The sequence below is a fragment of the Pseudohaliea sp. genome (assembly GCF_040217025.1).
Lineage (GTDB): Bacteria > Pseudomonadota > Gammaproteobacteria > Pseudomonadales > Halieaceae > Pseudohaliea.
The window spans coordinates 803,210-815,843 of record NZ_JAVJOA010000010.1; the positions used below are offsets into that span (position 1 = coordinate 803,210).

Here is a 12,634-nt window from a genome sequence, read left to right on the forward strand (position 1 = left end):
ATGGCGGCGCAGGCACCCTGGCCCCTCTCGCGCTGGATCGCCTCGGCGATCGGGGCGGTAGTGGTGTTCACGGTGATCGGCGTCGCCAGCCTCCGCCTGTCCGGCTACGAGCCCCCGGCCGAGCCCCGCGGCGCGTTGCTGGAAAGCCGCCTCCTGCGTTTCGAGGACGTCCGCGACGGCCTGGTCTACGTCTACGATGTCGACTCGGGCACCCGCATCGCCGAGCTGGCGCCGGCAGAGGACAGCTTCATCCGCGGCATCATGCGCAGCATGGCCCGGGCTCGCAAGGCCCGGGATATCGGCATGCAGCCGCCGTTCCTCCTTGCCCGCTACGCGGACGGCAGCCTGGTGCTGTCCGATACCGCCATCAGCAACGAGGTGAACCTCGTCGCTTTTGGCCAGACCAACGAGGCGTCCTTCGAGGCGCTTCTCGTGACCGAGACCCCCTGAGGCGCCCGCTGTGTCCGCCTACCTTGTCGCCTTCATCACCGCACTCCTCGGCTGGTGGCTGAGTACCGGGGTGATCCTGTACCTGAACCTGCTGCCCAGGGACTCCCACCGCTGGAGCGTCCTGGCCTTCTCCACCCTGGGCCTGTTCAGCCTGACGCTGCTGCCGCACGTGGCCGGGGATCCCACACCCCTGGGCGCCGCTGCCGGCTTCGCCATCGCCCTGGCTGTCTGGGGCTGGCTGGAAATCAGCTACCTGATGGATTTCATTACCGGCACGCACAACCGGCCGTGCCCGCCGGAGGCCCGCGGCTGGCGCCGTTTCCGCCTCGCCCTGGGCACGAGCATACACCACGAGCTGGCCGTCGCCGGCGCCGGCATCGCGATCATCGCACTGTCCTGGGGCGGCGATAACCAGGTCGCCACGGGCACCTACCTCGTACTCTGGATCATGCGCTGGAGCGCCAAGCTCAACCTCTACCTGGGGGTCTCCAACTTCAACGAGCACTGGCTGCCGGAGCGCAGCCGCTACCTCGTCACCTACATGCGCAAGCGGCGCATGAACTACCTGTTCCCCGTTTCCATTACACTGGGGACTGCCGGCACGGTTCTGCTGCTGCGGGCCGCCATCGGGGCCGGGGATGATTTCGGCCGCCTGGGCAATACCCTGGTCTGCTCGCTCCTCGCGCTCGCCGTGCTGGAGCACTGGTTCCTGGTGCTACCGCTGCGCGACTCGGCACTCTGGCAGTGGGCCATCAGCGCCGCAGACCGGGCCCGCGGACGCCCGCGGCCCGAGCCCCGCGCCGAGCGCCCGGTGACAGCGCCGGCGGCTACCCGGGAAGCCCGGGGCATGGGAACCGGCTGAGGCGCCGAACGGGCGGCGTCCAATTTCTTTGACAGTGGTCAAGGCGGCTTCTACTCTTTCGAGAGCAGCATAAGTAAGAAGATGACCGAACTCAAAGATTCTTGCACAAGCCCCGGTTCCACCCCGGAACCGAACCCCCTCGCGAAAGCCTGGCTGGGCTGGTCGCAACGCACCACTGGAGGTGCCGAATGAGCCCCCTGGTAACACCCCCCTTTGCATCGCGCGGAGGGTCGGCCGACGACGACGCGCTCCCCGAGCTCTTCGCCACGACGGAACTGGGCCTGACGCCCGGGGACTATGCCGATATCCTGGACGGCAAGCACGGCACCGACGACGGGGTTGCGGTGCATGTCCGCCTGCCCTTCTGTCCGTCCCGCTGTCTCAACTGCGACCACCACACCACGGTCACGCACAACAGTGAAGCCATCGACGAATACATCGTCGACCTCGAGCGCGAGATCAGCATGGTCACGGACCGCATCGGCCGCGGCCGCACCCTCACCCAGCTTCACCTGGGCGGCGGCACCCCGAACTACCTGAGCGACACGCAGCTCGTCCAGCTCATGGACGTCATCGATCGCCATTTCCGCTTCGACAGCGACACGCAGGCTTCCCTTGAGGCCAATCCCAAGCGCTGCTCGCCATCCCAGCTGACCCTGCTGCGCGGCCTGGGTTTCACCACCCTCGACCTGCAGATCCGCGACCTCGACAGCGCCGTGCAGCTGGCCATCGGCCGCTCCCACTCCCTGTCGGTGCTCGACGACGTGATCAACAGCGCGCGCAGCGAGGGCTTCGAGACCATCAGCATGGACCTCGTCTACGGCCTGCCGAACCAGTCGGTGGAGACCGTGTACGGCACCGTAAAGCACATGATCGAACTCGACGCGGATCGCATCATGTGCCAGACCTTCTCGCCGCGCCCGTCCGTGTTCAAGCACCAGCGCGCGCTCAATGCCGATGGGCTGCCGTCCCTCGCGGACAAGGTCGCCATGTTCAACACGGCCAGCGAGACCCTCATGAGCAGTGGCTACGAGTGGGTGGGTCTCGACTGCTTCGCGCGCGAGCACGACGCGCTCACCAGGGCCAAGCACGCGGGTCACCTGCACCGGAACTGGGTCGGCTACACCGATCGCGACACCGGCGATCTCTACGGTTTCGGGGCGGACGCGATCAGCCAGCTGCGCGAGGCGAACGTCCAGAACAAGGTACAGCTGGCCGAGTGGCACGCGGCCCTGCACCGCGGCGAGCTGCCGCTCTGCACCGGGGAGCGCATCAGCGAAAGCGAGCAGCGCCAGCAGGCGGCCCTGAACGCCCTGCTGTGCAACCTGGAGCTGTCGGACTACGCGGACCTGCTCGAGGACAGCACCCTGCTCGAAGAACTCGCGAGCAAGGGTTTCGTGGAGATCTCCGACGACAAGGTCTCGGTCACCGAGTACGGCCGTTTCGCGCTGCACCAGCGCTGGAGCGACGCCTCCCCCCACTACCGCACCGCCCTCGGCATGGCGCTGGCTTCCTAGGGACGCTTCCCCGGGTTGCTTTCCAGGTCTGCTTTCGCGGGTCGACTTCCCGGGGCTGCTTGACCCCGGCTTGGGCCGTCCGCCGGCGCGGATAGCCTGCGCGGCGCTCAGCCCGCCTCAGCCAGGTGCTTTCCCGGCGTCCGGAACAGGTCCTCCACCATGCCCCGGTAGGGGCCGCGAAGCGCTGCCCATTCGAGCTTGAACCAGGGCGTGAAGCGCTCCGGCTCGCGCGCCAGCCAGCCATCCACCGCCGAGCAGTCGAACCAGCCCCAGGCGGCGATCTCGCGCGGATTGGGGCGCGGCGCGAGCGGCTGCTGCAGGGCACCGATGTAAACCGAACACAGTTCGCGCTCGCTGCCGATGTCGAGGTAGCGTGCCGCGTATTCGAACTTGTAGAGGTAGGTCAGCTCCGCGGCCACCCCCAGCTCCTGCTGCAGGCGGCGCTGCGTGGCCGTGTGGTTGCACTCACCGCGTCGCGGGTGGCTGCAGCAGCTGTTCGTCCAGAAGCCCGGCCACAGCGGTTTTTCGGCGCTGCGCTCGTGCAGGAGCACCGTGTCGGGGTTCAGGAAGAGAAATACGGAAAAAGCGCGATGCAGCTGGCCTTCACCGGCGTGCACCCGCTCCTTGCTCTCGTGCCCGGTGGGCAGGTCATCGCCATCGACGAGGATCAGTGGCTCGTCGGCAAAGGAAACCTGTTGTCCCCTGGCAAGCTGCATGGCGGTGCTCTCCCGCAAAGTCGCGCCAACGGGTCGCGATCAAAGGGCACGATGAAAGCCGCGCGCGCCAGGCGCCGCGGCGTGATGTCTTCAAGCGATAACGTGAAAGAGCTCGGCCCGCCGCGAACGGCGGGCTTCACTCCGTCAGGTTACCGACGAACTACGCTTTCGACTCTGGCAGCGGAGCCACTTCAGCAGAGGCCGTAGCCGCAGCCGGAGCGTCTTCCTCGAGCCAGTTGAAGCGTTCTGTGCTCAGCAGGATGAAATGAATCAACAATGCCAAGGTAAACAGAAACGCCGCCGTCGCGATCATGATTCGCCTGGGATCAAAAATCAGCCAGATCCTGTACATTTCGCTTCTCCAAGTTGATGCGGCTTACCGGTCCTTTGCCGGCCCTGCCGCGGGTTTTAACTCGCGGTGCTTCTGACCTATACCAGCCAGGGCTTCCACATCCAGACGAGGATGTGTGCCACCACAGCCACTGCGGTGAAGCCCAGGAAACCTTGCATAAAGAAGCTGTGGAATTCCTTGGCCTCGTCACTAGACAGCCCGGAAGGACTGTTGATTTGCTCACTCATGGTTTACCTCCCATGTGTTTCTTCCGTTAACAGCCCATGCGTGTTGCCTGGGATGTCCACTCCATGCTGACCGGGTCTTGCGACCTTCGCAGCATGTCTCCCTCGCCGGCGGGTCCCGGGGCGGGCCCCGGAGCGCCCGCGCGGCGAAGAATTCCTTCAGCGCGCGTCGCGCGCTATTCGCCGCCCCCCATGTTGCCGACTGCCGGTACCGGGCCGTCGCGCTCGGCCTTTGCCGAGGCGGCCGCTTCGGCCATGTCGACGGACACGCCGGTCTTCCTGGCGAGGCTGGGGTAGGGGTCGATCATGTTCGCGCCGTACATCGGCTTGTAGGCACCCTGGTGGCAGGTCATGCAGCTCACCTTGGGCACGTCGCCCTCCGGGCCGAGGCGGTGCGGCGGCAGCCACTCACCCGTGGGCTTGATGTAACCGTTGTTTGCCTCGCGAACCATGCGGATCGCGTGCCAGGCCTTGACCCGCTGGTAGGGGCTCTGCTCCCAGTTCGCGAAGGCACGGCTGTTGTGACAGAAGGTGCAGTTCGCGTTCAGCGAGTCGGAGAAATGCATCATCAGCGCGTAGGTCCACTCCGCCTGCTTGGTGCCGACATTCGGTCCCGTCGGCAGCGCGGTATTGCCCTGCAGGCTGATCGGGTAGTCCTCTTCGAGGAACGGCGTCAGCGGATCGTAGGGAAGCGATGCATAGGCCACCTTCGGCGACGGGATGTTCTGTCCACTGTTGCCGATCTTCGCCGACGTCTCCGGCCCCGGATCGTGCGACCAAACGTACTGGGGCACAGCCTGGCCACGGTGGCACGTGTAGCAGGTGACACCGGCCGGCGCGACGTGCTTCTCACCCCAGTCCTCGTTCAGGCGCTGGGTCATGGCAAGCATGCTGCGGGCGACCTTTTTCGTGTAGACATCCTCGGAGGCGAAGTTGCCCGGCACGTGGCAGTAATTGCAGCCCTCTTCCGGCGCTACCCACTGCGTGATGGAGGCCATCACACGCGTGAACTCGCCGACCGTGAGGTCGCCGAGGACCTCGACGTTCTCGTAGAGGTCGCCGGCCTTCGGACCGCCCGCGGGCACCTGCGGAATGACGTCCGGCGCCGCGTTCGCCGACACGCTCTCGGCGCGCTCTGCCTTGTCGACCACCAACTCCATGCCGGTGCCGCGGAAGCCGCGCTGCACGGTGTCGTGGGGCGGCGGATTGCAGGCTGCCAGGGTGGCGGTGGCAGCCACGGCCACCAGCGGCAGACGGATCGTATGCAGTATGTTCATTGCCCCGCTCCTGTCGTCATCGGATTCGCCGGCGGCATTGCCTCGATCGGCGGGTAGGCCGGCGCAATGCCATGCTTGACACCCCAGAGATACCAGTTCTCGACCACGGTCCCGGTCAGCAGGATGCCGATACCCCCGGTGATGACCGTGAGTACCGCGAACCAGAGGCCCCAGCGGTGGATGGATTCCATGGTGGCGTTGAAGCCCATGGTCCAGCGCCAGAACAGCTGGGCGCGCTCGGCAGCGGTACCGCGATAGGTAATCTGGTCGATCTCCCGGTCACCGCCGTAGCGACTGGTCGCCAGGATGGTGGCGCCGTGCATGGCGAACAGCAGCGTCGAGCCGTAAAGGAAGGCGATCGACAGCATGTGGAACGGGTTGTAGAACAGGTTGCCGTAGCGGATCGAGAAGGCCGCGGTCCAGTCGAGGTGCGGGAAGATCCCGAACGGCACCGCCTCGGACCAGGAGCCCATGAGCACCGGCCGGATCAGGCCGAGCACCAGGTACAGCCAGATGGCCGCCATGAACGCCCAGGCCAGGTGCGTGCCCATGCCGTTGCGCCGCGCCAGGTTGTAGGTGCGCACCCACCAGAGCAGGATCGAGGCGGTCAGGAAGAAGCCGGCCATGAGCCACCAGCCCCCCTCGGCCAGCGGCGGGATACTCAGGCCGTACTCCGGCGGCGGCGGCTCGAGAGCCAGCCAGGGCAGGAGCCGGATAAACTCCACCGGATCCCAGTTCACCGAGGCCCACATGTTGAGGCCGATGATCTCGATGGCAATGAAGCCGAACAGGATCGACAGGATCCCGGTGCCCCCAAGGTAAATGGGGCCGAGCTGCGCGTCACCGAACTTGCCGAGCCAGTAGTTCTCGGTCATGCCGGAGCGCTTGTCCGTATCCGGACCGAGGTCCAGTCCGGGGTGCAGCGGGGCCTCGACCTGGAGGCGCGTAAACAGATTCTGATATTCCATGGTCGTCTACCCCCTCAGTTCCAGATGCCCAGCTCGAGCCACCAGTTCCACCACTCGGGCCAGCCCTTGGTCCAGAAGGGACCGCTGATAACAATGCAGACCGCGCTCCAGAAGCCCGCCGACAGGGCCAGGAAGAGGCCGAGGCGGTGGATGCCCAGGGCGCCGATCGAGTAGCCGACGTCGTCGCGGAAGAACGAGTTCTCGTGCTCGGCAGTCTTCACCTTCTGCCCCTTCGGCGGGTTGGTCACCGAGAGGATGAGACCACCGTGCATGGACAGCGCCAGCGTGGTGGTAAAGAAGAAGGTGATCGCCAGCATGTGCGCCGGGTTGTAGTGGAAGTGCAGGTACTGGTAGCCGACGTTGGAGACCCAGTCGAGGTGGCTCAGGATCCCGTAGGGGAAGCCGTGGCCCCAGGCGCCGAGCAGCAGCGGCCGGATGATGACCAGGGTGACGTAGGCGAAGACGGCCACGCCGTAGGCAAAGGGCACGTGCAGCCCCATACCGAGCTTTCGTGATATCTCGACCTGCCTGAGCGCCCAGGACACGAAGGCGCCGGTCGCGCAGATGGTGATGATCTGCCACAAGCCCCCCTCGTTCAGGGGCGCGAGGGCGAGACCGTAGCTCAGGTCCGGCGGCGCAATATTGATCTGCCAGATGTTCCAGGTCGGCCCCTGGGAGGCGCCGTAGACGATCAGCGCGGTACCGAGGACCGAGAAGAAGATCGTCGTGACGCCGAAGAAGCCGACGTAGAAGGGACCGACCCAGAAATCGAAAAGATCACCGCCCAGGAGGGTACCTCCCCTGACCCGGTACTTTTTCTCGAAACTCAACATCGTCATCGTTTTTCCTCCGGTCCAACCCAGGGACCCCGTAAACACAACTTCGCCGCCCGGCCCGGGCTGGCGTTATCCTTCCCCCGCACCGCGATCAGCGCGGCGCGCCGCACCCTCAGCGCATGAACGCGTAGGGGATGACCGTGTACGCCGTGCGTCGGGCTTCGGCGAACAGCGACTCGTGTCGCGGCGCCGAGCCGGCGAGCGGCCGGCAGCTGCGCGGCAGCAGCCGGCTCACGGCTGCCACCAGCAGGAACCACACCATGGAGACCGCGATCAGGATGCGGAACTCGATGCGGTCGTGCAGCGCGGTCGCGTGTACATCGTGGTGCGCTTGACCAGTTTTCATGTGTACTCCCTCCCCTCGTTTCTCACGGGGTCGTTGTCTTCGCGCCGCGGTCCGGCCGCCGGCGTCGTCTGCCCGGTCCCGCTGCTCACGCAGCGCCTCCCGTGGCGAGCAGCTGGCGAGCCAGCTGCAGGTGTTGCATGGTGACCTGCTCCGCACCGCTGCCGCGGGCAGCGCTTTCTGCCGCGTCGCGCAGGCGCTTGGCCGCGGAGATCCGGACCAGGATCGGCTCGGCGGCCACGAGCTTGTCGAGGGCCATTTCCGCCTCGACTTCCCAGGCAATGGATGTGCGCTCCCGGGCCGGCGTGGCCTCGGCCCTGTCGAGGTCCGTGCCCAGCGGCAGGATGTGGAACAGCGCATCGAAGAGCGCGTTGCAGACTTCCTGCACCAGGTAACAGGCGCCGCCGTAGCCCATGAACGGGGTCCCGGTGTGCCGGCGGATGATCGTGCCGGGCAGCGACGCGGGAATGTACACGGCGCGCGCACCGACCTCGGCGAGATACATGCGCTCGTTGTAGCCGCCGAAAACCACCAGGGGCGTTTGCGTCTGCACGGCTTCGCGAACGGCCTCGTTGTCGGTCTTGGTGCCGGCGCGGCGCTCGAAGGCAAAGTGGCAGGGCAGCCCCAGCTCCTCCTCGAGGAAGTGGCGCACGCCGCGGCTGTAGGTCTCGTTGGCGGCGATGCCGAAGCTGGCCGTGCCGAAAAAGTCCTGGGTCACCGAGCGCCACAGGTCCCAGATCGGCTTGATGGTGGTGTGCTTCTCCCGCGCGATGAAGGGCTGCGGGTCGAGGTTCAGCAGTTCGCCGAGCTTCTCGAGGAACTTGGTGGTGCTGTGCAGACCGATGGGGGCCTGCAAGTAGGGCACGTCCAGTTCCTCGCAGAGCAACCGGCCGAACTCCCGGTACATGCAGATGTTGACGTCGGCTTCGGCGAGGTTGCACACGTCGTCGATGTGACAACCGAGGGGGAAGACCATGTTGACCTCGGCGCCGATACCCTCGACCAGGCGGCGGATCTCGGCCAGGTCCGACCAGGTGTTGAACATGCCGTAGATCGGCCCGATGATGTTGACCCGCGGGGCGGCCTTGCCGGCCTCGCGCTTCTTCTCCCAGGCGGCGCGGACTTTCTTGCCCTTCTTCGCGCCGAAGCGGGTCCATAGCCAGTTCATGGCGCGGTCGGCGCTCTGCCACTGGTCTTCGTCGATGGTCCGCGGCAGGAAGCGCTCGATCCCGGTGCCTTCCGGCGTCACCCCGCCGCCGATCATCTCGGCGATGGAGCCGGTGACCACGACGGACGGGCGGTCCGGGTCCAGGGTCTCGTGGGCGCGGCGCATGGCGCCCTCGGTCCCGTGCTGGCCCAGTTCCTCTTCGGCGAGGCCCGTCACCACCACCGGCAGTTCGTGCGGCGGCAGCGCGTCGGTGTAGTGCAGTACGGAGGTCACCGGCAGGTTCTCGCAGCCCACCGGGCCATCGATGATGGTCTGCAGGCCCTTGATAGCCGTGAACACGTACACGGAGCCCCAGTAGCCCCCCGCGCGATCGTGATCGAGCACCAGCATCAGGCGGCTCCCCCCGCGCCCAGGGGCGCGTGTTTCGCGTCGAGCATTTCCGGCTGCCAGATGCCGGCGTTGTCGCCCTCGCCCACCCCGTCGAAGAACGCCTCCATGGCGTCGAAACGGGCCTTGTTGGCGACGGCGGCGTTGATGACCTCGGCAATGGAGCCCGGGCCGGCCGCGCCCATGAGCGGGCGCGCGGAAATGAGGTTGGTGAAGTACAGGCCCGGGATGGCGAGTTCCTTGGCCTTCTGCACCACCGGCGTGGTGCCGATGGCAAGATCCGGCTCGTAGTTGCGCATGGCGGCGACATCGTCCTCGAGGGAGGCGCGGAAGTTCACCTCTACGCCCCGGGCCTCGAGCCACGCCCGGTCCGCGTCGGACCAGCGGGTCTTCGGACAGGCAGTGCCGACGTAACGCAGGTCGGCGCCGCTCTCCACCAGCAGCCGGGCCACCAGCAGCTCCGAACCCTCGTAGCCCGACAGCGTGATGCGCGCGTCGATCTGCGTGGCCTTGAGGGCCGCGGCGATCCCCGGCAGGGCGGCCTCCTTGGCGGCGGCAAGCGCGTCGCTGCCGATGTTGAGGGTCGCGGCCACGGACTCGAGCCAGGCCTCCGTGCCCTCGTAACCGACCGGGGCAGAGCCCAGGCAGGGCCGACCGGCGGCGTCGAACTGCCGCTGCGTCGCCGTGTAGAAGGGATGGATCATGGCGGCGGCGGCGCAGTCGAGGGCGCCGTAGAGTTCGCGCCACTCCCGCGTGGGCACCGTGGGCCCGGCGGCGAGACCCATCGGGTCCAGCAGCCGGCCGATGGTCACGGCGTCCACCGGGAACATTTCGCCGATCAGGGCAATGGCCGGCTTTTCGCTGTGCCCGCCGGTCGGGGCGGCAACGGGGCCGGCCTCCGCTTCCGTGCGGGCGTAGCGGAGCATGGCGCCGGCCAGGATGTCCTTGGCCTCCGCGTGCGTCGGCACGCCGAAGCCCGGCACGTCGATGCCGATGATGCGGACACCGTTGATCGCCTTCGGCAGGAGATCCAGCGGCACGCCCGAGGCCGTGGGCACGCAGAGATTGATGATGACCACGGCGTCGTACTGCTCCGGGTCGGCGAGCTTGTGCACGGACTCGCGGATATCCTCGAACAGCTTCCCGGTGACCAGCGTCTCGGAATCGAAGGGTACGTAACCCACCGTGCGCCGGGCGCCGTAGAAGTGCGAAGTGAAAGTGAGGCCGTAGACGCAGCAGGCGGAGCCGGACAGCACCGTGGCCGTGCGCCGCATGCGCAGGCCCACGCGCAGGGAGCCGAAGGCCGGGCACATGCTCTGCGGCTGGTCGTGCGGGCCCGTGGGGTAATCCTGCTTGTACTGTTCGAGCAGCGCAGCCTTGCCGCTCGCTTTCGCGTCGGCCTGCATGCGCGCAGCGCCGGCGTGGCAGCCGCCGCCCTCGGAGGCGACCGCCGCCTCCACGTCCTGGACCTCCGACGCCGGCAGCTCTTCCACCGGGGCGACCGGGATGCGTTCGGCACCGTTCACGGCGGGTGCCTCGGGCGCCTGCTCGTGTTCAGACCGCGTCATAGATCACCTCGAGCGAAGGCTTGGGCTGATGGTCAACGCCGCAGAGGTCGGCCTGGGTCGCCGGCTTGAGGACCACGTCGCGGCCCACGTCGTCGCCGGAGAAGAGCTCGAGCAGGCCATCCTGGGACAGCGGCGTCGGCTGGTGCGGCGGCGACTCGGCAACGTTGGTGGCGAGCTGGCCGAAGAGCGGGCCCCACTCGCCGTCCGGGTAGCCGATGATCTCGTAGTTGGCGCTCTTGCGGCGGATGTCGTCGTGCGCCGGGATGCTGGCCAGCTCCGGGATGCCCACGGCCTTGCAGAAAGCCTGCGCCTCCCCGGTACCGTCGTCCTTGTTGGTGACCATGCCGGCGACGCCGACGTTGCCGCCGAGCTTGCGGAAGTACTCGACCGCGGAGCAGACGTTGTTGGCCACATAGAGTGACTGCAGGTCGTTCGAGGCGACCACGATGACCTTCTGGCACATGTCGCGGGCGATGGGCAGGCCGAAACCGCCGCAGACCACGTCGCCGAGGAAGTCGAGCAGCACGTAGTCGAAATCCCAGTCGTGGAAGCCGAGTTTCTCGAGGGTTTCGAAGCCGTGGATGATGCCCCGGCCGCCGCAGCCGCGGCCCACTTCCGGCCCGCCGAGTTCCATGGCAAAGACGCCGTCACGCATGAAGCAGACGTCCTCGACGCGGACTTCCTCGCCCGCCTCCTTCTTGGCCGAGGCGGTCTGGATAATGGTCGGGCAGGCCTTGCCGCCGAAGAGGAGCGAGGTGGTATCGCTTTTCGGGTCGCAGCCGATGAGCAGGACCTTCTTGCCCTGCTGCGCCATCATGTAGGACAGGTTGGAGAGCGTGAAGCTCTTGCCGATCCCGCCCTTGCCGTAGATGGCGATAATCTGTGTTTTCGGTCCGCCCCCCGAACTCGCGAGAAGGTCACCGGCGTCTTCTTTCTCGTGATCCGGTGTGTATTCGTTTACGGATGCGTCAGTCATTGAACGGACCTCCAATCCAGGATCATTTTTAGGCATTCACTATCGCCAAAGGCCTGGCGATAGGCTGGCGCGGCATGGGCCGCGGGCTGGCGGTGCGTGATGAGGCCGTCGAGGTTCAGGCGCCCGTCGGCGGCCAGCTTTACGACGGCCTCGAGGTCTTCCTGCTGCCATTCTGCGGAGATGCGCAACTGCGCCTCGCGCATGAAGGCCGGCGGGAAGGTGAAGGACACCGGCTCCTGGTAGAAGCCGGCGAGTACGATGCAGCCGCCCGGGGCGAGGTGCGCCACGAGCGTATCGAGGAGCCCCACGGCCCCGCTGACATCGCAGATAAGACGGTAGTCGCGGCGCGTTTCGCTTTCGGGGTCGATGACGGGGTAGCCGTCGGCACCGGCGCGACGGCCGGCGTCGAGTTCCCAGACCGTCGGCGCCTCGCCGCCGAGGGCGAGCACCACCCGCGCGACCAGCCGGCCCAGGACGCCGTGGCCGATCACGAGGTCGGGAAGCACACCCTCCGGCCCCCGGGTCACGGCGCGCAGTGCCGTGGCCGCGAGGGCCAGGAGGGCTGCTTCTTCCCCCAACGCGTCGTCCAGCAGCGTCACCCGCGTGGCATCCACCACGAGGCGATCGGCGGCGCCGCCGAACAATCCCTGTACATCCGTGTAGCCGCGCGAGCCGGGCACGAAAACGCGCTGGCCCAGCGCGAGGTCACAGCCGTCGCCGACGGCGGCGACACGGCCCACGGACTCGTAACCGGGAACGAGTGGATAGGCGAGCCCCGGGAAGGCCGGCATGCGGCCCTGCCAGAGCAGGCGCTCGGTGCCGGTGCTGATGCCGCTCCACTCGATATCGATGACACAGTCGCCCTCGGCGGGCTCGACGATGCCGACCTTGCGCACGGACATCTTGCCCGGTTGCTCGAAGACGACAGCTGTAGCTTGACTGCTCACCAGGAAATCCCCTGACCTGACAACAACTTACCTGCAGACCCGG

General features: G+C 67.0%; 14 protein-coding genes. 3 read left to right on the forward strand and 11 right to left on the reverse strand.

Annotated features, from left to right (window positions below; genetic code table 11):
- The 3 genes from puhC (at position 1) to RKE50_RS15085 (ending at position 2,829) form a co-directional block, all read left to right on the forward strand.
- Positions 1 to 450 carry a photosynthetic complex assembly protein PuhC gene (puhC, locus tag RKE50_RS15075; protein ID WP_350037900.1) on the forward strand — a complete coding sequence of 150 codons (450 nt, stop codon included), beginning with the start codon at positions 1 to 3 and terminating at the stop codon, positions 448 to 450.
- A 10-nt stretch (positions 451 to 460) separates the two neighbouring features.
- Positions 461 to 1,312, forward strand: coding sequence for a putative photosynthetic complex assembly protein PuhE (gene puhE, locus RKE50_RS15080; RefSeq protein WP_350037687.1), 852 nt, complete (start codon positions 461 to 463; stop codon positions 1,310 to 1,312).
- Between the two features lie 188 nt (positions 1,313 to 1,500).
- Positions 1,501 to 2,829 carry a radical SAM protein gene (locus tag RKE50_RS15085; RefSeq protein WP_350037689.1) on the forward strand — a complete coding sequence of 443 codons (1,329 nt, stop codon included), beginning with the start codon at positions 1,501 to 1,503 and terminating at the stop codon, positions 2,827 to 2,829.
- A gap of 107 nt (positions 2,830 to 2,936) precedes the next feature.
- Here the strand turns inward: RKE50_RS15085 and idi are convergent, their stop codons facing one another.
- The 11 genes from idi to bchC all read right to left on the reverse strand — a co-directional run bounded on the left by idi (position 2,937) and on the right by bchC (position 12,591).
- Positions 2,937 to 3,545 (reverse strand): isopentenyl-diphosphate Delta-isomerase, encoded by a 609-nt coding sequence (idi, locus tag RKE50_RS15090; RefSeq protein ID WP_350037691.1) that lies wholly within the window; start codon positions 3,543 to 3,545, stop codon positions 2,937 to 2,939.
- 160 nt (positions 3,546 to 3,705) lie between these two features.
- Entirely contained in the window at positions 3,706 to 3,897 is a 192-nt protein-coding gene (gene pufA / locus RKE50_RS15095) for a light-harvesting antenna LH1, alpha subunit (RefSeq protein WP_350037693.1), read from the reverse strand.
- A gap of 77 nt (positions 3,898 to 3,974) precedes the next feature.
- The gene (gene pufB / locus RKE50_RS15100; RefSeq protein ID WP_035516571.1) at positions 3,975 to 4,124 is read right to left on the reverse strand and encodes a light-harvesting antenna LH1, beta subunit; all 150 of its coding nucleotides are present in this window, start codon (positions 4,122 to 4,124) and stop codon (positions 3,975 to 3,977) included.
- A 173-nt stretch (positions 4,125 to 4,297) separates the two neighbouring features.
- Positions 4,298 to 5,398: a photosynthetic reaction center cytochrome PufC gene (pufC, locus tag RKE50_RS15105; RefSeq protein ID WP_350037695.1), complete on the reverse strand. Its 1,101-nt coding sequence runs from the start codon at positions 5,396 to 5,398 to the stop codon at positions 4,298 to 4,300.
- Positions 5,395 to 6,366, reverse strand: coding sequence for a photosynthetic reaction center subunit M (gene pufM, locus RKE50_RS15110; protein ID WP_350037697.1), 972 nt, complete (start codon positions 6,364 to 6,366; stop codon positions 5,395 to 5,397). The genes pufC and pufM overlap by 4 nt, the downstream gene beginning before the upstream one ends.
- A gap of 14 nt (positions 6,367 to 6,380) precedes the next feature.
- A complete protein-coding gene (gene pufL, locus RKE50_RS15115; protein WP_350037699.1) occupies positions 6,381 to 7,205 on the reverse strand; it encodes a photosynthetic reaction center subunit L in 825 nt (274 codons plus the stop codon).
- 109 nt (positions 7,206 to 7,314) lie between these two features.
- Positions 7,315 to 7,548 carry a hypothetical protein gene (locus RKE50_RS15120; RefSeq protein WP_350037701.1) on the reverse strand — a complete coding sequence of 78 codons (234 nt, stop codon included), beginning with the start codon at positions 7,546 to 7,548 and terminating at the stop codon, positions 7,315 to 7,317.
- Positions 7,549 to 7,633: 85 nt separating this feature from the next.
- Positions 7,634 to 9,103 (reverse strand): chlorophyllide a reductase subunit Z, encoded by a 1,470-nt coding sequence (gene bchZ / locus RKE50_RS15125; RefSeq protein WP_350037703.1) that lies wholly within the window; start codon positions 9,101 to 9,103, stop codon positions 7,634 to 7,636.
- On the reverse strand, positions 9,103 to 10,668 hold the full coding sequence (bchY, locus tag RKE50_RS15130) for a chlorophyllide a reductase subunit Y (protein ID WP_350037705.1): 1,566 nt from the start codon (positions 10,666 to 10,668) through the stop codon (positions 9,103 to 9,105). Before bchY ends, bchZ begins: the two co-directional genes overlap by 1 nt.
- Positions 10,655 to 11,644 (reverse strand): chlorophyllide a reductase iron protein subunit X, encoded by a 990-nt coding sequence (locus RKE50_RS15135; RefSeq protein WP_350037707.1) that lies wholly within the window; start codon positions 11,642 to 11,644, stop codon positions 10,655 to 10,657. The genes bchY and RKE50_RS15135 overlap by 14 nt, the downstream gene beginning before the upstream one ends.
- A complete protein-coding gene (bchC, locus tag RKE50_RS15140) occupies positions 11,641 to 12,591 on the reverse strand; it encodes a chlorophyll synthesis pathway protein BchC (protein ID WP_350037708.1) in 951 nt (316 codons plus the stop codon). Before bchC ends, RKE50_RS15135 begins: the two co-directional genes overlap by 4 nt.
- Positions 12,592 to 12,634 lie beyond the last annotated feature (43 nt).